Below are 19,439 nucleotides of genomic sequence, written 5' to 3' on the forward strand. Positions count from 1 at the left end.
GAATTGAACAGCCCAGGCATCGCCCCATGCAAACCACCCTCGCCACACTCCTCCTGCTCGCATCCACCACCGCCTCCGCCGCCATCGTCCCCACCGACGCCCCCGGCAGCGATTGCGTCGCGGCGACCATCACCACCGAACGCACGCCGCGGAATCGCCCGTACGACGCGCGCTACTGCGCGGTGAACGAGGACCCCGCCGCCCGCGCCACGTGCCTGCGCAACGTCGAGCACCAGCAGACGATCGCGTTCTTCACCGACCGCTGCGGCGCGCCGGAGGATGGCGCCTTCGTCAGCTTCAACGGCGAAACGCACCGAGTGCTGCGGCAGTCGCGGGCTGCGCATCCGGACGTCACCTACGCGGGCACGTACCGGGGCGACGGCGTCACCGTACGCGTGCTGCCGCGCAAGCGCATCGCGCGCGCCGAGGAAGGTGCCGTCTACCGCGTCGACGTCGTGATCGAATCCGGCGGCGAACGCGCGACGATCCGGGGCACGTACGACAGTCGCCCCTGACGCGCCATGAAATCCCAAGGGAATATCCTCCTGATCAAACGCGAAGAAGCTCGCTTCCGCAGATGGGCCTCCCGCTACCCTGAGGAAGATCGATCAGGCGAGTGGGAATGCGCCTACCCCGACTGGCCATCGATCTACACGACCGTGAAGGATGTGCTGTCCCGGGAAGACGCACTGGCATATCTCGGCGACAGCGGCATCGAGTCTATCCTCTACCTGCTCGCAAGGGACAACGAATGCGAAGTCATTGCAAAGGATCTCGCGAGTAAACCGGATATCCTGATCGCCTTCGCCCATGCCGCACTGCAAACAAATGAAAGCGACGCGAAATGGCAGATCGCGAGACGTTTGCGCAATATCCAAGTACCGCCCCACGATGCAGAAGCGCTGTTGCTCAAGTTCGTGGAAGACGATGACGAATACGTCCGGCGACATGCATTGCTCGCACTGGGCGACATGAAGTCGTCTCGCACGGAAGATCTCGCATACAAGGCATGGAAGAGCGGCGACGAATACCAGCGAATCGCTGCACTCCAGGCACTGAAAGCCTGCGGGTCTCCGCTGCTTCCCGCGTTCGTCACAGCTGCCATGGAAGACGGCCGCCAGTATCTCGTACTCAATGCACGAGAGATGATAGATCACGGAAACGATGCGACTTGATCCGCACATGCGCCTCGTCCATGCAGCTCTTATCTACTTCCTGCAGGTCTTCGGCACCGGCTTCGCCCTGGCGTTCATCCGCATTCCCATTCTCGTCCCGCGCTTCGGCGTGCGCGTGGCCGAGCTGATGGAGATGCCGGTGATGCTCGCCGTCATCGCCTGGGCCTCGCATCGCCTCGCGCAGCGGCATCCCGAATTCGACCGCGGAGCGCGATTGGCCGCAGGCGTGACGGCCTTCTGCCTGCTCGTCGGCGCGGAACTCGGCATCGCGTGGGCCCTCGGCGCCCGCTTGCCCGTCGACTACATCGCCTCGCGCGATCCGGTCTCGGGCAGCGTCTATCTCGCATCGCTCGTGTTCTTCGCCGTGGCACCGGCGCTGTGGCGGGTCACGTCGCCAACGCACGTCGCGCCGCTCGCCATCAGACTGCAAGCTGACGAAGCGCACATTCTCCAGAAGATCCGCGCGGCCCTCGCTTCCCGCCCGGATGCCGACATCGTCTATCGCTCGGAATGGCTGGGCTATCTTCCCTTCGGCCTGTACCACTGGGTCGAAGTGCCGCGCGGAAACGACATCTCCCGAGACTTTCCGACGGGATGGACGCTCGGGCATCTGGAAAGCCTCGAATCCTCGGGTCACTTGCGCAGGGTGACCTCCAGGCAGGCCCCGGAGGATGCCGACGACCTGGAAATCGTCTTTGCATTGAACGGCATGGATGAAACGAGGGGGACCGACTGCAATCCACCCTGATCCGTGGGAAGCAGGCCCCTCGCCTGCGGCTCGGGATGACGCGATTCGATCGTCGTCACTGCGCTGCGGATCGAAGATGACATCAGGGACTTCGGCTACGCTGATGGCCCGGTGCGACGCCTCCCATCCACTCCGCCGCGCCTGTGCACCAGACCTGCTCGACACGAACTCCGGACACCCCCATGGCCCTCAAGGATTCCCGCCTTTTCCGCGCCACGGCCTACACGCTCTTCGGGCTGTCGATCGCAAGCTTCGTGTTCGCCATCGTCACGCGGGTGATGGGCGGCCACGGCACGGAGATCTATCACGGCGGTCGCGGACTGCCGATCCCCAACGTCGCGGCGCTGGTGACGATCATCGGAGTCGCGCTGGTGCTGTTGTTCGGGCTGGGCTTCCACGCATGGCGCAGACTGCGCGATGCGATGACCCGGAGGCGGGAGGCGCGCAAGGCCGCAGACGACATCTCGACGCCGCAGGATTGATCCTGAACGACACACTGCGCGGCTTCGCTCAGTGGATACGACGGCGACTGACAACGCACGCCAGCGGACCGGGCGCTCCGTTGGCAGCGACATGCAGGCAACCGGATCCGCCGGCGCAAGCGGTCATTCCCGCCGACATCGTGCCGTCATCGCGTCGTCATTCGCCAGGAGCATCGGCGCTTCCGTCGACGGCAGATGCGTCCGGATCGCCGTCACCTTGAAGGCAACATACGCCCGGGTATAGACTCCGGAGACATCAGGAAGCCGCACTTTCGACAGGGACAGATATGAGGCACGAGACTCAGGTCGACCTTCTGCGCAAGCTGCTCGCGCTGCGCGAGCGCGGCACGTTCGAGATGGCGGATGCATACGGCCGCATCCCGGTATCCCGCTACTTCGATGCGGGCACTTACGACAAGGAAATGGCGACGGTATTCCGCCACTTCCCGCAGCTCGCCGGACATGTCTCGCATGTGCGCGAACCCGGCACCTTCATGACCAGCGACTGGGATCATTTCCCGTACGTGATCGTGCGCGGCCAGGACGGCGTGCTCCGCGGATTCCTGAACCAGTGCCGCCATCGCGGCGCCCGGCTCGTTTCCGAAGCCACGAAGAAAAAAGAGCTCAAGACCTTCGTGTGCCCGTTCCACGGCTGGGTCTACGAGCTCGACGGCACGCTGAAGTCGGTGACGCGCGACTTCAATTTCCCCGGCCTCGACCGCTGCGATCACGGTCTGGTCGAACTGCCCGTGGTCGAGCGTGCCGGTCTGGTCTGGATCCATCCGACCCCCGGCGCCACCATCGATCTGGACGACTACCTCGGCCCCATGGCGGACGACCTCGACCACTTCGATCTCGAAGGGCTCGTCCCGTTCCGCAAGAGCAAGCTCGTGCGGGCGGCGAACTGGAAGCTCCTGATCAAGACCTACCTCGAGGGCTACCACGTCCCCTTCCTGCACCGGACCACGCTCTCCGAAGTCTTCAAGAACGGCGTGATCGATCCGTTCCTCCACGGCAAGCACATCCGCCTGACAGCCGCGCGCACGAACATCCTGGATGCCGCCGATGTCGACGAGGACAAGTGGCGCATCCTCGACTACGCATCGGTCTATTACTCCCTGTTCCCGCAGGGTTTCTTCATCATGCATCCCGACTACGTGTCGATCAACATGTTCCATCCGCTCGCGCCGGAAAGCACGTTGTGGACGCACGAAATGCTGTACCGGCCGGAGCAGTTCGTCGGCGAGAAGGGCCAGGCCGCACTGGCCAAGCGCTTCGAGTACACCAATGACACGGTCTTCGACAAGGAAGACTTCCTCGTCGCCGAGGACGTGCAGCGCGGACTGCGCCGCGGCGCGAACGAATACCACCTGATCGGCACCGAGGAAGCCCTCATCTGCCGTTTCCAGGAGAACGTCGACCAGGTGACAGGCGACTGCTGATCTCCACTTCCATCAACGCGCAACATCCAAGGACATCCCATGACCGGCGCCACCAAGGAAGACATCCAGTTCCACTACGACATCGGCGATGATTTCTACAACCTCTGGCTCGACAAGCACCGCGTCTATTCGAGCGCCCGTCCCGACGCTCCCGGCGACTCGCTGGAAGACGCACAGATCAAGAAGCTCGACCACCACCTAGACAACCTCGGCCTGACCGGCAAGGGCCGCGTGCTCGACGTGGGATGCGGTTGGGGTGCGCTGCTCAAGCGCGGCCTCGAGCGGGGACTGTTCGAGAACCCGCATGGCCTGACGCTCTCGGAAACGCAGAAGAGCGCGTGCGAGTCGTCGCTCGGGAACCAGGCGACGGTCGCACTGCAAAGCTGGGAAGACCACGAAGCCCGGCCCTATGACGGCATCATCAGCATCGGCGCGTTCGAGCACTTCGTGCGAACCGACGACTCGCGCGAAACCAAGATCGCGCGCTATCGCCAGTTCTTCTCGTTCTGCTCGGCGCACCTCGTGCCGGGCGGCGCATTGTCCCTGCAGACCATCGGCTACGGTGTGATGCCGGGCGGGCGGGCCAATCGCTTCATCGCCGAGAAGATCTTCCCCGGCAGCGACCTGCCCTATCTGTCCGAGATCGCAGAGGCGGCGCACGGCATCCTGACCATCGAACAAGTCGAGAATCGCCCCGCCGACTATGCGTGGACCTGCCGGCTGTGGGCCCAGCGCCTGGCTGCACGCCGCGCGGAAGCGGAGGAAATCGTGGGCGCGGAGAAGACGGACGAGTTCCTGAAATTCCTGGCGATGAGTGCCGCGGGCTTCGAGCGCGGCGCGCTCATGCTGTACCGGCTGCGCCTGCGCACGGTTTCGCACGGCTGAGCCGCGCTCCCCACCAAGGAACCCTCATGGACCTCCAGGCGTTTGCACACAAGGTGTTTTCGTCGCAGCCTTTCACGACGTTCATCGGCGCGCAACTCGCGGACGTCGGCCCGGGCTCGGCCACGATCGCGATCGACGTGGTGCCGCACCTGTTGCAGCAGCATGGCTTCGTGCATGGCGGCGTGCTCAGCTACCTGGCCGACAACACCATCACCTTCGCCGGCGGTCTGGCACTCGGCAAGAACGCCCTCACCTCCGAGTTCAAGATCAACTACCTGCGCCCCGCGAAAGGCGAACGCGTGATCGCGCGCGCCACGGCGAAGGGGGTCGGCAAGCGCCAGGCGGTCTGCCAGTGCGAGGTGTACGTCGAGCGCGACGGCGAAGAGATCCTGTGCGCGCTGGCCCAAGGCACCGTGGTTGCCGCGAGCGATCCCGACACGCCGGAATGACCCGGCGGTTTCGCGGCGGTTCCATTGCACGGGCGGCAGGCATGTCGCCCGCGCATGACCGGCGCGTTGCCTGACGCAGACGCCGACAACGCCGGAGCCCGTCGGCTCAGGCCAGGGGCCAATGCGAGTCGGAAGGCGGTTTGAGCCAGACGAAACAGTGCGGGCACCACGCCTCCGCCTCGGGATGCGACGTCGTCCATCCATGGCCGCTCGCCGACAGCCTGATCGGTTCGCCGCACGACGGGCACGGGGGCTTGCCGACCAGGACGTTGTTCCAGATCAGCGCGACGATGGCAGTCGCGAATGCGAACCCTGCCCCGACGACGAGCGCGGTCGGGGTATCCGGCTTGAGCACGGCCGCGAGGAGACACAGGCCGATCGCAAGCAGGATCGCCAGCTGGAACACCCTCCGCAGCCGGCGCCTCGGCACCGCATCCCGCGCGCAGACCGCGCGCCATGCCGCGATCACCTGCGGATCGACGCGCGCCTGCTTCGCCGGGGCATGCACATCGCTCATCGCACCGTCTCCAGCGTCTGCCCCGGCGTCGGCGCATCTTCCATGTAGATCGGCTTCGACGAGACCTTCGACGTCTTCGGCGGCTGTCTGACGTCGCCGCTCGGTCCGGGCGTGGCGATCTGCACGCTGCGTTCGCCGGTGAGGCGGTTCGTGCTGACGGTGGCGCTCTCGTGCGCGCCGGTGCGGCTGTGCATGCGCACGTCGTCGCCGATCAGGCGCATGCGGCCATGACCGACGGCATCGGACTGGCGCTCGAAACGGAAACGCCAGGTCGCGTCGATCGAGGTCGCGGCGGCGTCGGTATCGGTCACGATCACCACGCCGCGCAGCAGGCGCAGCGTGGTCTTCGCCAACGGCGCGTAGGCCATGCGCATCTCGCCGACCGGATCGAAGCCGTTGTCGGTCTCGCTGGTGTAGGCGGCGAACGCCTTCAGCACGCGATCGGTGTCGTTGCGGGCGACCACGACCACGTCGGTCAGGCCGTCGCCGTTGAAATCGGCGTCAAGCCGCGCTTCGACGCGTGCGCCATCAGGCAGCGACAGCCGCAAGGTCTCGTCGGTCATCACCGGCGGCACGCGGTCGCCGGCATGGGCGGCCCCGGCGATCAGCAGCATGGGCACGAGGCAGCGGGCAAACGGCATGGCGAACTCCATGGCAAGGGAAGCCGATTCGTGTCTGCGTCAACGTCGGCCGGCAGGTCGCGAGGCCATGCGCGACCCGGCCGCACGCTCACGTGGCGGCGATCGGCGCAGGATAAACGCGATCCGGGCGCACGGGACGGAAGCACGGCGCGGTCGCGTAGAAGGCCGCGTCCTGCCCCGGATGCCAGCCCGGGATGCCCGCGAGCGGCAGCGGCCGCAGTTCGAGTGGATCGGCCAGCACGTCGCCGGCGGCGATGGCGTCGGCAACGCGCGCGACACAGGCATCGCCATCGGCATCGCCCGGCACGACCAGGCATTTCGCGACCGGGAACAACGCCGGTGCCAGCGACATTTCCAGCAGGGCATGGCCGACGATGGCGGCGACCGCGATGCCGCCGCAGCGCCAGGCATCGGCATGGTCGAAACACAACGCGCGCCAGTCGTGGCGATCCCACGCGGCGAGCAGCGCGGGATCGCGCACGCGCACGATCGCGCCGGCCTCGTCGAACTGCGTCAGCGCGTACTGCGCGCGGTTGCGCACGGACGGGCCCATCGTCGCGATGTGCGCGCACTGCCGTGCGTTGAGCGCGCGCTTGAGCGCGGGATGCCGGCACCACACCATCGCGTTGAACAGGTCGTGCCAGTTGTCCGGCCGCGTGGCGATGGCGCCGCGTTCGGCGATGCGGGTTTCGTAGTGCAGGCCGTCGTCGAGCAGCGCCGCGTCCTGCGCAACGAAGCGCGGGCCGTCGGGCGGCAGCGCGGCGTTGAGCATGTCGATCGACGGCCAGTCCGTCGACACGCACCAGTCGCGATGCACCGCGTAGCCGGCGTGGATCGGATGGTCGAAGCAGGCCCGATCGACGTCTTCACGCGGCGGCGCGACGAAACGGCGCTTGGTCATGACGATCGATGACCTTCCGCAGGCATGTCATCCCGAGCGCAGCGAGGGACCTGTTTTCCGAGGATCGAGTGGGAAAGCTGCATGACCGCCGTGAGCAAAGCAGGTCCCTCGCGATGCTCGGGATGACAACGCTGGGCGGGCACGGGCGCCGGCGCGGCCGAACGGGGCTTCCCGCGCATGCCGCGATCAATCGTCGAAGATCACTTCACCGTAGAGGTCGTGCTCGTCGCTGCCCATGATCTCGACGTCGACGAACTCGCCCGCACGCAGGCCGGCTTCGCGGCTGTTCTGGATCTGCACGAGGCCGTCGATTTCCGGTGCGTCGGCCATCGAGCGCGCCAGGCCGAGGTCGCCGTCGACCATGTCGACGAGGCACCGCTGCACGCTGCCGACCTTGGCTGCCAGCTTCGCCTCGGAAATCTCCGCCTGCCGCTCCATGAAGCGGGCGAGACGGTCGTGCTTCACGCCTTCGGGCAGCGCATCCGGCAAGGCGTTGGCGGCCGCGCCCTCGACCGGCGAGTAGGCGAACGCGCCGACGCGGTCGAGCTGCGCTTCGTCGAGGAAATCCAGCAGTTCCTCGAACTCCGCCTCGGTCTCGCCGGGGAAGCCGACGATGAACGTGCTGCGGAGGGTGATGTCGGGACAGGTTTCGCGCCAGCGGCGGATGCGCTCCAGCGTCTGGTCGACCGCGCCGGGACGCTTCATCAGCTTCAGGATGCGCGGACTGGCGTGCTGGAACGGGATGTCGAGGTACGGCAGCAGCTTGCCGTCGGCCATCAGCGGCACGATCTCGTCGACGTGCGGATACGGATAGACGTAATGCAGGCGCGTCCACACGCCGAGTTCCGACAGCCCTTCGCACAGCGCCTTCATCCGCGTCTGGTAGCTGCGGCCATGCCAGGTGCGCTCCGCGTACTTCACGTCGACGCCGTAGGCGCTGGTGTCCTGCGAGATCACCAGCAGCTCCTTCACGCCGCCCATCACCAGCTTCTCGGCCTCGCGCAGCACGTCGTCGACCGGCCGCGACACCAGGTCGCCGCGCATCGACGGGATGATGCAGAAGCTGCAGCGGTGGTTGCAGCCTTCGGAAATCTTGAGGTAGGCGTAGTGCTTCGGCGTGAGCTTCACGCCGATGTCGTTCTCGGCGAGGCGGCGCGGCACGAGGTCGGTGTACGGATCGTGCGTCGGCGGCAGCGCCGCGTGCACGGCGGTCATCACGCTCTGGTAATCCTGCGGGCCGGTGATCGCCAGCACGTCCGGATGCACCTCGCGGATCTGCTCCGGGCGCTTGCCGAGGCAGCCGGTGACGATGACCTTGCCGTTCTCGGCCATGGCCTCGCCGATGGCGTCCAGCGATTCAGCCACGGCCGAGTCGATGAAGCCGCAGGTGTTGACCACCACCACGTCGGCGTCGTCGTAGGTCTGGACGATGTCGTAACCCTCGACCCGCAGCTGGGTGAGGATGCGCTCGGAATCGACCAGCGCCTTGGGGCAGCCGAGGCTGACGAAACCGACGCGGCGGCCGGTGGAGGGATCGATGGCGGACATGGCGGTGGCCTGGCGTCGGGCGGGGTCCGCGCGGATGCCCGGACAAGCCGGCAATTATAGCCCCGGGCGCGCTTTTCCCGGCCCGCACGGCGGAGGGGTACGATGCGGGTCCCGACGCTGCGAGCACTGCCATGGGCGAATGGTTGACCTTGTCCACCCCGGAAGGCCCCGTGCAGGCCTGGCTGGCACGCCCCGAGACCGCGCCGCTGGGCGCGGTGGTGGTGATCCAGGAGATCTTCGGCGTGAACGCGCACATCCGGCACGTGGCCGACCGCTTCGCCGCGGCCGGGTTCACGGCGATGGCGCCGGCGCTGTTCGACCCGGTCCAGCCGGACGTCGAGCTGCGCTACGACCAGGACGGCGTGGCCCGCGGGCGCGACTACGCGGCGTCGCTGGGCTTCGAGCGCGGACTGAAGATCGTCGGCGCGGCCTCGCGCTGGCTGCATGAATCCGGCCACGCCGTGGCCGCGGTGGGCTTCTGCTGGGGCGGCACGCTGGCGATGCTGGCCAACACCCGCCTGCACATGACCTCGGTGACCTACTACGGCGGCCGCAGCGTGCCGTTCCTCGGCGAGCCTGCGCGCGCGCCGATGCTGTTCCACTTCGGCGAGCACGACCCGATCATCCCGCCCGAGGACGTGGAGAAACATCGCCTGCACCATCCCGAGGCGACCGTGCACGTCTACCCCGCCGGGCACGGCTTCAATTGCGACGAACGCGCCGACTACGACGCCGACGCCGCGGCGCTGGCATGGACGCGCACCCTCGCCTTCCTCACCGAGCACCTGGCATGACCCGGCACGCCGACGCCCCGCCCGGCTGGCACCTGCATCCGCAGTTGGCCGACGACACCCATCCGCTGGCGCACTGGCCGCTGTGCGACGTGCAGCTGATGGACGACGCCCATCACCCATGGCTGATCCTCGTCCCGCGCATCGAAGGCGCGACCGAGCTGACCGACCTCGATCCCGCGCAGCAGGCCGCGCTCACCGCCGAGATCGACCGCGCCTGCCGCGCACTGCAGGCCGCGATGAAGCCACACAAGCTGAACGTCGCGGCCCTGGGCAACGTGGTCCCGCAACTGCACGTGCACGTGATCGCGCGCTACCGCGACGACATCGCCTGGCCGCGGCCGGTCTGGGGCAGTGCCAGCGCGCAGCCGTACTCACCCGAGGCACTGGTCGAACGCGTCGCGCTCCTCCGCAGCGCGCTGTCGGCATGAGCGATGGCGAGCGCGACGGCGTCGCCGCCGAGGCGCTCGCCGACGACGCCTGGCTTCTGCGGCTCGCACCCGGCCCCGACGCGAACTCGCGGGCACATGCGCTGGCCGCACGCCTGCGCGCCGACGCGCCCGCGTGGCTGCGCGACGTGGTGCCGGCGTGGGACAGCGTCGGCGTGTGCTTCGATCCGGCGCTGATCGATCCCGACACCGTGCTGGCCTGGCTGCAAGCGCAACGCGACGGCCGTCCGACAGATGCTCTCGCCACGCCGCGCACGATCGCGATTCCCGTGTGCTACGGCGGCAAACACGGCGTCGACCTCGACGCAGCCGCGGCCGAACTCGGGCTGACGCCCGACGCGCTGGTCGAACGCCACGCCGCGCCGCTCTACACCGTCGCGATGATCGGCTTCGCGCCGGGCTTCCCGTACCTCGACGGGCTCGATCCGGCGCTGGCGCTGCCGCGGCTGGCGACGCCGCGCAGCCGCGTGCCCGCCGGCAGCGTCGGCATCGGCGGTGCGCAGACCGGCATCTACCCGCGCGAAAGCCCCGGCGGCTGGCGCCTGCTCGGGCGCACGCCGCTGACGTTGTTCGATCCCGTGGCCGAGCCGCCATCGCGGCTGCTGCCCGGCGACCGCGTGCGCTTCGTCGCCATCGACGACGCCGCGTTCGACGCACTGGCGCGCGACGCATGAGCGCGACCGCATGGCGCGTGCTGCGCCCGGGTGCGCTGACGACCGTGCAGGACGGCGGGCGCCACGGCTGGCGGCACCTCGGCGTGGCCCGCGCGGGCGCGCTCGATCCCGACGCCGCCGCACTCGCGAACCGGCTGGTCGGCAACCCGCCGGACATCGCGGTGCTGGAGCTGACGCTCAACGGCCCGACGCTGGCGCTGCCGGCGCCGGCGCGGATCGCGCTGTGCGGGGCTGGCATGACGGCGACGCTGGAGGATGCCGACGGCAGCCGCCACGTCGTGCCGCCCGGTCGCCCGGTGGCGCTGCCAGTCGGCACGCTGCGCCTCGGCACCGCCCGCGGCGGGCTGCGCAGCTGGCTCGCCGTCGCCGGCGGCTTCGATGTGCAGCACGTGCTCGGCAGCCGCAGCACCGACCTGCGCGGCGGCTTCGGCGGGCTCGACGGTCGCGCACTGCGGGCGGGCGACCGGCTGTCGATCGGCGAAAGCGCGGTAGCCGACCTCGACGCGCCAGTCGCGCCCGGCTGGTGGATCGACCTCGATGCCGATGTCCCGCACGACGCACCGATCCGCTACGTGCCGTCGGCGCTGCCGATCGCCGCCGAACTGGCGTCGCACGACTGGACGGTCGATCCGCGCAGCGATCGCCAGGGCCTGCGCTGCGCCGGCGATGCGCTTGCCGCCGAGCTGCCGGAACAGGTCTCGGCCGCGGTCGCGCCGGGCACCGTGCAACTGCCGCCGGACGGCCATCCGATCGTGCTGCTGGCCGACGCGCAGACCGTCGGCGGCTATCCGCGCCTCGGCCACGTGATCGCCGCTGACCTGCCGCGGCTGGCGCAGCGTCGCGCCGGCGATGCGCTGCGTTTCGTCGCGGTGTCGCGGGACGAAGCGCGGGCGGCATGGGCGCAGCGGGCGGCGCGGATCGCGCGACTAGAATGGGCCATCGACCTCGCCATCGCCCGGGAGACCGCGCCATGACCCTGCTCCGACCGGCCACCGCCTCGCTCGCGCTCGCCGCCCTGCTGTTCGCCGCCGTCGATGCGCGCGCCGACGACGTCGACTACCGCACCGGCGGCAAGCGCTTCGCGAAGGTGTGGCACGCGTTCTACGACCTGTCCGACCACGAACCCGAGATCGACGACCCGCTGATCGCCGCCGGTCGTCCGATGGTGCCCGCGATCTGCGAGGCCGTCTCGCACCAGGACATGAAATACCGTCGCTACGCGATCGGCGCGCTGGGCTACATCGGCGACCGCAAGGCAGTGCCGACGCTGGTCGGCCTGCTCGAGAATGCCGGCGAAAAAGCCTATTTCCGCAGCGACGTGCTGCTCGCGATCTACCAGATCGACCGCGCCCTCGGCACACGCTACGCGCGGCAATACCGTCACGCCGACGCGGACATCGCGCGCATCGCCGAAGCGATCCTGCGCGGCGATCGCTGGCTGCTGGAACCCACCGAAGAATGAGCACCCTGCCCGTCATCGACCTCAACTGCGATCTCGGCGAAGGCTGCGGCCACGACGCCGACCTCGTGCCACTGATCTCCTCCGCCAACATTTCCTGCGGCGCGCATGCCGGCGACGCGGACACGATCCGCGCGACGCTGCGCCTGTGCGCCACGCACGGCGTCGCCGCGGGCGCGCATCCGGGCTATGCCGACCGGGAACACTTCGGCCGGCGCGAGACCGGTGACGATCCCGAGGCCATCGCGGGCAGCGTCGCGGCGCAACTGGCGACGTTCGCCGCGCTCGCGAAGGCATGCGGCGTGGCGGTCACCCACGTCAAGCTGCACGGCGCGTTGTACAACCGCGCCGCCGAGGACATCGACGTCGCGGCCGCGATCGTGAAGACGGTGCAGGCGTTCGATCCCGCGCTGCCGCTGGTCGGGCTGTCGGGCTCGGTGCTGCTGGCAATCGCCGCGGACGCCGGGTTGCCGGTCGTGCACGAGGTCTTCCCCGATCGCGGTTACGACACCAAGGGCCGCCTGCTGCCACGCAGCCAACCCGGTGCGGTGATCGACGCGCCCGGCGATGTCGCCGACCGTGCGTTCCTGCTCGCCGCGATGGGTCTCGCGAAGGACGAACGCGGACGGCCGCTGCTGCTGCGCAGCGACACGCTGTGCCTGCACGGCGATCGCGACGATGCGGTCGCGATCGCGCAGGCCGTGCGCGCTCGATTGCTGGACGCGGGCGTACGCATCGCCGCGCGCGCGGGTCTCGCCGCGTGACCGCGGAGGTCGTCAACTACTGGCCGCTGATCGGCGTGCTGGCAGTCGTCGCCGGCTTCGCATTGCGGCTGAACCCCGCGCTGGTGGTGGTCGGCGCCGGCTTCATCACCGGCTTCGCCGCGAAGCTGTCGCCACTGGACGTGCTGGACCTCATCGGCAAGGCGTTCACCGAGAAACGCTACCTGCTGCTGTTCCTGATCACGCTGCCGGTGATCGGGCTGCTCGAACGCCACGGCCTGAAGGAACGCGCGCAGGCGTGGATCGCCGGACTGCGCGGCGCGACGACGGGCCGTCTGCTCACCGCCTACCTGCTGCTTCGGCAGGCGCTGTCGGCGATCGGCCTGACCAGCGTCGGCGGCCATCCGCAGACGGTACGGCCGCTGGTCGCGCCGATGGCCGAAGGCGCTGCCGAAACCACGCACGGCGCGCTCACCGATGCCGAACGCGAGCGCATCCGCGCGATGGCCGCGGCCACCGACAACGTCGGCCTGTTCTTCGGCGAGGACATCTTCATCGCGTTCGGCGCGGTGCTGCTGATCCAGGGCTTCTTCGCCGACCACGGCCGTGCGCTGGAGCCGTTGCAGATCGCGGTGTGGGGCATCCCGACTGCGGTGTGTGCGTTCCTGATCCACGCCTGGCGCCTGCGAAGGCTAGACCGCGCCCTCGCCCGCGCGCGTGCACACGACGCGACGACGACGAAGGAGGACGGCGCGTGATCGGCATGACGCCGGTCCACTGGCTGCTCGGCGCGTATTTCGCGGCGCTGGCGTGGCGCGGGGTGCGCGACGTCGGCAATCCGCGACGCCTCACGACGGCGACGTTCTGGGCGCTGCTGGCCGCACTGCTGTTCGCCGCCGAACGCCTGCCGGTGCGCGTCGTCGGCGCCTGCGTGGTGGTGGTGGTGCTGATCGCCGGTTTCGGCGGCCTGCGCAGCGGCCGTTACGCCGAAAGCAGCGCCGACGAGAAGCGCAGCGAAGCCGCGCGCCTCGGCAACCGGCTGTTCCTGCCGGCGCTGTTGATTCCGCTGCTGACCGTCGCCGGCACGCTCGCGGCGAAGCATCTCGTCGCCGGTGGCAAACCGCTGTTCGACACCGCGAACACCGGCACGCTGACCGCGCTCGCCCTCGCGTGCCTCCTCGCACTGGCCGCGGCCTGCGCGCTGACGCGGCAATCGCCCGGCGTCGCGATCGAACAGTCGCGGCGGCTGGTCGATGCCATCGGCTGGGCCGCGCTGCTGCCGCTGCTGCTGGCGACGCTGGGCAGCGTGTTCGAGGCCGCGGGCGTGGGCCAGGCCGTCGCCGGCGTGGTCCGCGGCGTGATCCCGGTCGACAACGCCTTCCTCGTGGTCGTCGCCTACGCGCTGGGCATGGCGCTGTTCACCGCGATCATGGGCAACGCCTTCGCCGCGTTCCCGGTGATGACCGCCGGCATCGGCCTGCCGCTGCTGGTCGACCTGCATGGCGCCGACGCGGCCGCGCTGGGCGCGATCGGCATGCTCTCCGGCTACTGCGGCACGCTGATGACGCCGATGGCCGCGAACTTCAACCTCGTGCCGGCCGCCTTGCTGGAACTGAAGGACCCGTACGGCGTGATCCGCGCGCAGTGGCGCACCGGCGCGCTGCTGCTGGCGTGCAACGTCGTGCTGATGTACTTCATCATCTTCCGCTGAGCACATCGCATGCACGCATCGCCCGTCGTCCTGCTCACCGGTTTCGATCCCTTCGGCGGCGATGCCGTCAACCCGAGCTGGGAAGCCGTGCGCCGAATGCATGGCGAAACACTGCACGGGCATCGGATCGAAGCGGTGCAGTTGCCGACCGCCTTCGGCCGCGGCGCGACGGCGCTGCTCGACGCGCTCGATCGCCATCGCCCGGCGCTGACGCTGTGCACCGGCCTCGCGGCGAATCGCGGCGCGCTGTCGCTGGAGCGCGTGTCGGTGAACCTGATCGACGCGCGCATCCCCGACAATGACGGCGCGCAGCCGGTGGACGTGCCGTGCATCGCCGGCGCACCCGACGCGTATTTCACGACGCTGCCGGTGAAGGCAGCGCTGCGCGAGCTGGAGGCCGCAGACATTCCCGCCGAGCTGTCGCTGACCGCCGGCAGCTTCGTCTGCAACCACGTCTTCCACGTGCTGATGCACGCACTGGCCGGCGATCCCGCACGGCCGCGCGGTGGCTTCGTCCACGTGCCGCCGCTGCCCGGCATGCCGCTGCGTTCACCGCAGGCGGGCGCGATGCCGCTGGAGACGATGGTCGATGGCCTGCGCCTGATCATCGACGTCGCGCTGCGCACGCACGACGACGCGCATTTTGCCGCCGGCACCGTCCACTGAGATCGCCGATCCGGCAGGGTTCCGCATCCAGGAATCCGGATGCTGGATCGATGCTGTCTGCCACAGCCCACCCCATCCCCACCCAAACCCTCCCCTTGAAGGGGAGGGCTTCAAGGCGTGGGCCCGTCTTGCGTTGTGCTTCAGGGACCGGAATGGCTCGCATCGCAGCGCACTTCGCACCAGCGCGGATTCGATCTCGTGACGCAGCATGCAGATCAACGCGCATCCGGCCTGTCATTCGGAGAGAGGCGCTGCGCGGCACCCGCACTTCGGAAAAGGGGGCTTCGATACACCGTTTTTTCCATCGAGCGAAGCACTGCAAAGTGCCGCGCTCTGCTCCCTCCCCTTCAAGGGGAGGGGCGGGGTGGGGATGGGGTTGACCACAGTCAAACACTCGCGACGACCCGCTCTGCGGCTAAAGTTCGATGCATCCCCGCACCGGAGTTCCGCCATGCGCTTCGCATCCGCCCTTTGCACCGCCCTGCTCGCCCTCGCCTTCCTCGCGCCGTCCGCGCAGGCGGGCGTATTCGCGAAGAAGCCCGAAACCGTCGCCGAGGAAGCACAGGCGGCCAACCTGCCCGCGGTCACGCTCTGGGTCGAAGCATCCTGGGGCATGCGCAACCAGGGCGCGGCGAACAGCCTCACGAAGGCGCACAGCGCGTTCGCGAAATACGGTTACAAGGTGGTCAGCGTGCAGCCGTACATCGAGAACGGCGACCTGCAGGGCTTCTTCGTCACGTACCAGAAGCCGTGACGTCGTCGCCGCCGAACCACTGCGGATAGCGGCGCCAGCGTCCGACCGAGCGCGCATGCACCGGCTGGCGCACCTGCCAGCGACTCAGCGTCTGCACCGAGCGGCCGCTGGCGTGGAAGGCCAGGCAGCGGTCATCCCACGGCATGCCGGCGAAGTCGATCAGGCGGCGGATCTGCGCGTCGGTGTCGGCGACCACGTCCTCGTAGCGCAGTTCGAGGATCGGCAGCGGCGACACCGCCTGCCAATGGCGCATCAGACGTTCCTGTTCCGCGATCATGAACGCGATGTCGTCGAGGTCGGTCGCGTAGGTCGACAGCGGCGAGAAACTCTCGCTGAAGATCGACAGCGCGATGTCGCGCGGATCGCGCCGGCACCAGACGATGCGCGCATCGGCGAACAGCATCGCGATCAGGCCGACGTGCAGGAAGTTGTAGGGCTGCTTGTCGACGAGACGTTGCGCGTCCTTCGCCGCCTCGCCGGCACCGGCGAGATAGGCCTCGGCGCGGCTGCGCAGCCAGTCCGGCGGGATGTCCTCCAGCCGCTGCATCCAGCCCGCGCCGCGCTCGTCCGACAGGGTTTGCGTGATCGCGACGATGCCGGTGCGCTCGCCGCAGCCGTGCACCGCGGGATGCGCGGCGAGGATCTGCTCCGCCAGCGTGGTGCCGCTGCGCGGCATGCCGAGCACGAACATCGGACGCGGATCGTGCAGCGCCTCGCGCTGGCGCGCGGCCAGACGTTCTGGCGTGAACGCGGCGATCGCGGCGTCGACCTTGGCGGTGAGGTCGGCACGATCGAAGCCACCGTCGCTCTCGCGGCGAAGGCGGTTGGCTTCGGCCCAGTGGGTCGCGGCGGCGGCGTATTCGCCACGCGCGTCCTCGCGCTTGCCGAGCACGTGATGCAGGTAGGCGCGCTGCGGACCCGGCACGGCGGCATCGGCACTCATCGCCTCGGCCCTGCGCACGAGGTCCTCGGATGCAGCTGCGCGCGCCAGCGCGATCGCCGAGCCCAGCGGATCGCCCCAGTCGGGCGCCAGCGCATGGGCGCGCGCGTAGGCCGCCTGCGCTTCGTCGGCGTCGCCGAGGTCTTCCTGCACCCAGCCCAGTTCCAGCCACAGCGGCGCCTGGTCGGGGAAACGTGCGACGCCCTCGCGCACCGTCGCCAGTGCACGCTCGGGCGTGCCGAGGTGGCGCTGGCACTGCGAGCGGCGCAGCGGCACGCCGGGATCGCTGCCCTGCCCGGCCGCGGCGATGCGGTCGAACAGCGCGAGCGCCTCGGCATGGTGTTCGACCGCGTACTCGGCTTCCGCCAGCGCGCGCAGGATCTGCGGCTGCTCCGGCGCCAGCGCGTTCGCGCGACGCAGTGCGGACAGCGCCTCGCCATCGCGCTTCGCGCCGTACAGGGTCATGCCGAGCAGGTACCAGCCGCCGACCAGTCCGGGTTGCCGTTCGACCGCTGTGTTGAACGCGGCGATCGCCTCGTCCACGCGATCGACACCGGCCAGCACCTGGCCCAGATCAAGCTGCAGTGACGCCTCGCCCGGCGCCAGCGACACCGCGAGCCGCATCGCTTCGATCGCGGCGTCGTGGCGGCCGGCCATCTGCTGCAGCGTCGCCAGCACGCGGAACACCGCCGGCTGTTGCGGGAACTCGCGCAGCAGCGGCTGGATCGCCTGCTCGGCTTCAAGCAGGCGGGATTGCTGCAGCAGGCCGTAAACCTGCTGGAGGCGAAGCGGGAGATCGGTCATCGCCGTGCGTCCGTGGCAACGAAAGGACAGGCGTGGATCACGTCCGCGGCAGCGTCACGCCGGTCTGGCCCTGGTACTTGCCGCCGCGGTCGCGGTACGAGGTCTCGCAGACTTCGTCGGACTGGAAGAACAGCATCTGCGCCACGCCTTCGTTGGCGTAGATGCGCGCCGGCAGCGGCGTGGTGTTGCTGAATTCGAGGGTGACGTGGCCTTCCCATTCCGGTTCCAGCGGCGTCACGTTGACGATGATGCCGCAGCGCGCGTAGGTGCTCTTGCCGAGGCACACCACCAGCACGTCGCGCGGGATGCGGAAGTATTCGACGGTACGCGCCAGCGCGAAGGAATTCGGCGGGATGATGCAGACGTCGGAGACGACGTCGACGAAGCTGCTGGGATCGAACGCCTTCGGATCGACGATCGTGGAGTTGATGTTGGTGAAGATCTTGAACTCGCGCGAGCAGCGCACGTCGTAGCCGTAGCTGGACGTGCCGTAACTGACGATGCGCTGGCCGTCCGCGGCATGCTTGACCTGACCGGGCTCGAAGGGCTCGATCATGCCCTGCGTCTCGGCCATGCGGCGGATCCAGCGGTCGCTCTTGATGCTCATGCGGTGTTCCCGGCCCGGGGGCCCTGAAGTGATGCGGAAAGAAGGGGGATTCTACGGGACCGATGCCGTCGACCCGCGGATGGGCGCGACGGCGTAGCCGGTCAGACCAGGCTCGCGCCGATGCCCGCGCGCACCCGCGGACGCTCCGCGAGGACCTCCAGCACACGTGCGGCGAGCGCGCGATACGCCGCGGCCGCAGCGCCGTCGGGCTTCGCCCGGACGACCGGCGTGCCGGCGTCGCCCTGCTCGCGGATGTCGATCTCCAGCGGCAGCGCGCCCAGCAGCGGCACGCCGTACTGCGCCGCCATGCGTTCGCCGCCGCCGTGGCCGAACAGGTGTTCGACATGGCCGCAGTTCGAGCAGACGTGCTGGGCCATGTTCTCGACCAGCCCCAGCACCGGCACGTTGACCTTCTCGAACATCTTCAGCGCCTTGCGCGCGTCGAGCGTGGCCACGTCCTGCGGGGTGGTGACGATGACCGCGCCGGCCACCGGGATCTTCTGCGCCAGCGTCAGCTGGATGTCGCCGGTGCCCGGCGGCAGGTCCACGACCAGCACGTCGAGACCTTCGTCGCCGGGTTCGCCCCAGCGGGTGTCGTTCAGGAGCTGGGTCAGGGCCGAGGTGGCCATCGGCCCGCGCCAGATCATCGGCGTGTCCTGCTCGACGAGGAAGCCGATCGACATCGTTTCCACGCCGTGAGCGCGCATCGGCACGATGGACTTGCCGTCCGGGCTGTCCGGCCGGCCCTCGAGGCCGAGCATGGTCGGGATGCTGGGGCCGTAGATGTCGGCATCGAGCACGCCGACCCGGTAGCCCAGACCGGCCAGGGCCACGGCCAGATTCACGGCGGTGGTGGACTTGCCCACCCCGCCCTTGCCGGAACCGACGGCGATGAGGTTGCGGACCCGCGGCAGCGGGGCGAGGCCGGGCTGGACGGCGTGGGCGGGCAAACGGGAGGCGGTGGTCATGCCGCCATTGTCGCCGGCCGCGGGGAAGCCCGCCAATCGGGCTGTCTGGAACCGTGCGGATCGCCCTCGGAAATCCCCCCGGATTGCCGGGATTGGCCGCTTCCAC

24 protein-coding genes are annotated in these 19,439 nt (G+C 69.1%); 17 read left to right on the forward strand and 7 right to left on the reverse strand.

The window, feature by feature from the left end:
- Positions 1-26 precede the first annotated feature (26 nt).
- The 7 genes from ACT53R_RS00535 to ACT53R_RS00565 all read left to right on the forward strand — a co-directional run bounded on the left by ACT53R_RS00535 (position 27) and on the right by ACT53R_RS00565 (position 5,181).
- Positions 27-515 carry a hypothetical protein gene (locus ACT53R_RS00535; RefSeq protein WP_476169883.1) on the forward strand — a complete coding sequence of 163 codons (489 nt, stop codon included), beginning with the start codon at positions 27-29 and terminating at the stop codon, positions 513-515.
- A gap of 6 nt (positions 516-521) precedes the next feature.
- On the forward strand, positions 522-1,175 hold the full coding sequence (locus tag ACT53R_RS00540) for a HEAT repeat domain-containing protein (RefSeq protein ID WP_476169884.1): 654 nt from the start codon (positions 522-524) through the stop codon (positions 1,173-1,175).
- A 7-nt stretch (positions 1,176-1,182) separates the two neighbouring features.
- Positions 1,183-1,923 (forward strand): hypothetical protein, encoded by a 741-nt coding sequence (locus ACT53R_RS00545; protein WP_476169885.1) that lies wholly within the window; start codon positions 1,183-1,185, stop codon positions 1,921-1,923.
- Positions 1,924-2,105: 182 nt separating this feature from the next.
- Positions 2,106-2,405, forward strand: a complete 300-nt coding sequence (locus ACT53R_RS00550; protein ID WP_476169886.1) for a hypothetical protein — start codon at positions 2,106-2,108, stop codon at positions 2,403-2,405.
- Between the two features lie 287 nt (positions 2,406-2,692).
- Complete coding sequence (locus ACT53R_RS00555; protein WP_476169887.1) at positions 2,693-3,847, forward strand: aromatic ring-hydroxylating oxygenase subunit alpha; 1,155 nt, start codon at positions 2,693-2,695, stop codon at positions 3,845-3,847.
- A gap of 39 nt (positions 3,848-3,886) precedes the next feature.
- A complete protein-coding gene (locus ACT53R_RS00560; protein ID WP_476169888.1) occupies positions 3,887-4,732 on the forward strand; it encodes a class I SAM-dependent methyltransferase in 846 nt (281 codons plus the stop codon).
- 26 nt (positions 4,733-4,758) lie between these two features.
- Positions 4,759-5,181: a PaaI family thioesterase gene (locus ACT53R_RS00565; RefSeq protein ID WP_476169889.1), complete on the forward strand. Its 423-nt coding sequence runs from the start codon at positions 4,759-4,761 to the stop codon at positions 5,179-5,181.
- A gap of 106 nt (positions 5,182-5,287) precedes the next feature.
- Here ACT53R_RS00565 and ACT53R_RS00570 read toward each other — a convergent pair whose 3' ends face one another.
- The 4 genes from ACT53R_RS00570 to rimO all read right to left on the reverse strand — a co-directional run bounded on the left by ACT53R_RS00570 (position 5,288) and on the right by rimO (position 8,788).
- Positions 5,288-5,698 (reverse strand): hypothetical protein, encoded by a 411-nt coding sequence (locus tag ACT53R_RS00570; RefSeq protein WP_476169890.1) that lies wholly within the window; start codon positions 5,696-5,698, stop codon positions 5,288-5,290.
- Positions 5,695-6,339, reverse strand: a complete 645-nt coding sequence (locus ACT53R_RS00575) for a hypothetical protein (protein ID WP_476169891.1) — start codon at positions 6,337-6,339, stop codon at positions 5,695-5,697. Before ACT53R_RS00575 ends, ACT53R_RS00570 begins: the two co-directional genes overlap by 4 nt.
- An 88-nt stretch (positions 6,340-6,427) precedes the next feature.
- Entirely contained in the window at positions 6,428-7,240 is an 813-nt protein-coding gene (locus ACT53R_RS00580) for a DUF3025 domain-containing protein (RefSeq protein ID WP_476169892.1), read from the reverse strand.
- 186 nt (positions 7,241-7,426) lie between these two features.
- Positions 7,427-8,788: a 30S ribosomal protein S12 methylthiotransferase RimO gene (rimO, locus tag ACT53R_RS00585; RefSeq protein ID WP_476169893.1), complete on the reverse strand. Its 1,362-nt coding sequence runs from the start codon at positions 8,786-8,788 to the stop codon at positions 7,427-7,429.
- Between the two features lie 131 nt (positions 8,789-8,919).
- Here rimO and ACT53R_RS00590 point away from each other — a divergent pair, with 131 nt between their 5' ends.
- The 10 genes from ACT53R_RS00590 to ACT53R_RS00635 all read left to right on the forward strand — a co-directional run bounded on the left by ACT53R_RS00590 (position 8,920) and on the right by ACT53R_RS00635 (position 16,014).
- Complete coding sequence (locus ACT53R_RS00590) at positions 8,920-9,582, forward strand: dienelactone hydrolase family protein (protein WP_476169894.1); 663 nt, start codon at positions 8,920-8,922, stop codon at positions 9,580-9,582.
- A complete protein-coding gene (locus tag ACT53R_RS00595; protein ID WP_476169895.1) occupies positions 9,579-10,010 on the forward strand; it encodes an HIT domain-containing protein in 432 nt (143 codons plus the stop codon). The genes ACT53R_RS00590 and ACT53R_RS00595 overlap by 4 nt, the downstream gene beginning before the upstream one ends.
- The gene (gene pxpB, locus ACT53R_RS00600) at positions 10,007-10,702 is read left to right on the forward strand and encodes a 5-oxoprolinase subunit PxpB (protein ID WP_476169896.1); all 696 of its coding nucleotides are present in this window, start codon (positions 10,007-10,009) and stop codon (positions 10,700-10,702) included. The genes ACT53R_RS00595 and pxpB overlap by 4 nt, the downstream gene beginning before the upstream one ends.
- Positions 10,699-11,676, forward strand: coding sequence for a 5-oxoprolinase subunit C family protein (locus ACT53R_RS00605; protein WP_476169897.1), 978 nt, complete (start codon positions 10,699-10,701; stop codon positions 11,674-11,676). The genes pxpB and ACT53R_RS00605 overlap by 4 nt, the downstream gene beginning before the upstream one ends.
- Positions 11,673-12,164: a HEAT repeat domain-containing protein gene (locus ACT53R_RS00610; RefSeq protein ID WP_476169898.1), complete on the forward strand. Its 492-nt coding sequence runs from the start codon at positions 11,673-11,675 to the stop codon at positions 12,162-12,164. Before ACT53R_RS00605 ends, ACT53R_RS00610 begins: the two co-directional genes overlap by 4 nt.
- Positions 12,161-12,925 (forward strand): 5-oxoprolinase subunit PxpA, encoded by a 765-nt coding sequence (locus tag ACT53R_RS00615; RefSeq protein WP_476169899.1) that lies wholly within the window; start codon positions 12,161-12,163, stop codon positions 12,923-12,925. Before ACT53R_RS00610 ends, ACT53R_RS00615 begins: the two co-directional genes overlap by 4 nt.
- Positions 12,922-13,641 (forward strand): DUF969 domain-containing protein, encoded by a 720-nt coding sequence (locus ACT53R_RS00620; protein WP_476169900.1) that lies wholly within the window; start codon positions 12,922-12,924, stop codon positions 13,639-13,641. The genes ACT53R_RS00615 and ACT53R_RS00620 overlap by 4 nt, the downstream gene beginning before the upstream one ends.
- 5 nt (positions 13,642-13,646) lie before the next feature.
- Positions 13,647-14,594, forward strand: a complete 948-nt coding sequence (locus ACT53R_RS00625; RefSeq protein WP_476170299.1) for a DUF979 domain-containing protein — start codon at positions 13,647-13,649, stop codon at positions 14,592-14,594.
- Between the two features lie 9 nt (positions 14,595-14,603).
- Entirely contained in the window at positions 14,604-15,260 is a 657-nt protein-coding gene (gene pcp, locus ACT53R_RS00630) for a pyroglutamyl-peptidase I (protein WP_476169901.1), read from the forward strand.
- A 451-nt stretch (positions 15,261-15,711) separates the two neighbouring features.
- Entirely contained in the window at positions 15,712-16,014 is a 303-nt protein-coding gene (locus tag ACT53R_RS00635) for a hypothetical protein (RefSeq protein WP_476169902.1), read from the forward strand.
- Here the strand turns inward: ACT53R_RS00635 and ACT53R_RS00640 are convergent.
- The 3 genes from ACT53R_RS00640 to apbC all read right to left on the reverse strand — a co-directional run bounded on the left by ACT53R_RS00640 (position 15,995) and on the right by apbC (position 19,333).
- Positions 15,995-17,758, reverse strand: a complete 1,764-nt coding sequence (locus tag ACT53R_RS00640; RefSeq protein WP_476169903.1) for a tetratricopeptide repeat-containing sulfotransferase family protein — start codon at positions 17,756-17,758, stop codon at positions 15,995-15,997. The genes ACT53R_RS00635 and ACT53R_RS00640 overlap by 20 nt on opposite strands.
- 37 nt (positions 17,759-17,795) lie before the next feature.
- Positions 17,796-18,365 (reverse strand): dCTP deaminase, encoded by a 570-nt coding sequence (gene dcd, locus ACT53R_RS00645; RefSeq protein WP_476169904.1) that lies wholly within the window; start codon positions 18,363-18,365, stop codon positions 17,796-17,798.
- Positions 18,366-18,466: 101 nt separating this feature from the next.
- Positions 18,467-19,333 carry an iron-sulfur cluster carrier protein ApbC gene (apbC, locus tag ACT53R_RS00650; RefSeq protein ID WP_476169905.1) on the reverse strand — a complete coding sequence of 289 codons (867 nt, stop codon included), beginning with the start codon at positions 19,331-19,333 and terminating at the stop codon, positions 18,467-18,469.
- Between the last annotated feature and the right edge of the window lie 106 nt (positions 19,334-19,439).

It is taken from the genome of Lysobacter sp. DMC104, assembly GCF_056313665.1.

Bases quoted from the DNA above. Each gene is read 5' to 3' on its own strand.
- ACT53R_RS00625 (WP_476170299.1), top strand. From the start codon at position 13,647: ATGACGCCGGTCCACTGGCTGCTCGGCGCGTATTTCGCGGCGCTGGCG.
- ACT53R_RS00640 (WP_476169903.1), bottom strand. From the start codon at position 17,758: ATGACCGATCTCCCGCTTCGCCTCCAGCAGGTTTACGGCCTGCTGCAG.
- ACT53R_RS00595 (WP_476169895.1), top strand. From the start codon at position 9,579: ATGACCCGGCACGCCGACGCCCCGCCCGGCTGGCACCTGCATCCGCAG.
- ACT53R_RS00535 (WP_476169883.1), top strand. From the start codon at position 27: ATGCAAACCACCCTCGCCACACTCCTCCTGCTCGCATCCACCACCGCC.
- ACT53R_RS00635 (WP_476169902.1), top strand. From the start codon at position 15,712: ATGCGCTTCGCATCCGCCCTTTGCACCGCCCTGCTCGCCCTCGCCTTC.
- ACT53R_RS00605 (WP_476169897.1), top strand. From the start codon at position 10,699: ATGAGCGCGACCGCATGGCGCGTGCTGCGCCCGGGTGCGCTGACGACC.
- ACT53R_RS00545 (WP_476169885.1), top strand. From the start codon at position 1,183: ATGCGCCTCGTCCATGCAGCTCTTATCTACTTCCTGCAGGTCTTCGGC.
- ACT53R_RS00590 (WP_476169894.1), top strand. From the start codon at position 8,920: ATGGGCGAATGGTTGACCTTGTCCACCCCGGAAGGCCCCGTGCAGGCC.
- rimO (WP_476169893.1), bottom strand. From the start codon at position 8,788: ATGTCCGCCATCGATCCCTCCACCGGCCGCCGCGTCGGTTTCGTCAGC.
- apbC (WP_476169905.1), bottom strand. From the start codon at position 19,333: ATGACCACCGCCTCCCGTTTGCCCGCCCACGCCGTCCAGCCCGGCCTC.
- ACT53R_RS00615 (WP_476169899.1), top strand. From the start codon at position 12,161: ATGAGCACCCTGCCCGTCATCGACCTCAACTGCGATCTCGGCGAAGGC.
- ACT53R_RS00570 (WP_476169890.1), bottom strand. From the start codon at position 5,698: ATGAGCGATGTGCATGCCCCGGCGAAGCAGGCGCGCGTCGATCCGCAG.
- dcd (WP_476169904.1), bottom strand. From the start codon at position 18,365: ATGAGCATCAAGAGCGACCGCTGGATCCGCCGCATGGCCGAGACGCAG.
- ACT53R_RS00610 (WP_476169898.1), top strand. From the start codon at position 11,673: ATGACCCTGCTCCGACCGGCCACCGCCTCGCTCGCGCTCGCCGCCCTG.
- ACT53R_RS00540 (WP_476169884.1), top strand. From the start codon at position 522: ATGAAATCCCAAGGGAATATCCTCCTGATCAAACGCGAAGAAGCTCGC.
- ACT53R_RS00550 (WP_476169886.1), top strand. From the start codon at position 2,106: ATGGCCCTCAAGGATTCCCGCCTTTTCCGCGCCACGGCCTACACGCTC.
- ACT53R_RS00580 (WP_476169892.1), bottom strand. From the start codon at position 7,240: ATGACCAAGCGCCGTTTCGTCGCGCCGCCGCGTGAAGACGTCGATCGG.
- ACT53R_RS00565 (WP_476169889.1), top strand. From the start codon at position 4,759: ATGGACCTCCAGGCGTTTGCACACAAGGTGTTTTCGTCGCAGCCTTTC.
- ACT53R_RS00560 (WP_476169888.1), top strand. From the start codon at position 3,887: ATGACCGGCGCCACCAAGGAAGACATCCAGTTCCACTACGACATCGGC.
- ACT53R_RS00575 (WP_476169891.1), bottom strand. From the start codon at position 6,339: ATGCCGTTTGCCCGCTGCCTCGTGCCCATGCTGCTGATCGCCGGGGCC.
- pxpB (WP_476169896.1), top strand. From the start codon at position 10,007: ATGAGCGATGGCGAGCGCGACGGCGTCGCCGCCGAGGCGCTCGCCGAC.
- pcp (WP_476169901.1), top strand. From the start codon at position 14,604: ATGCACGCATCGCCCGTCGTCCTGCTCACCGGTTTCGATCCCTTCGGC.
- ACT53R_RS00555 (WP_476169887.1), top strand. From the start codon at position 2,693: ATGAGGCACGAGACTCAGGTCGACCTTCTGCGCAAGCTGCTCGCGCTG.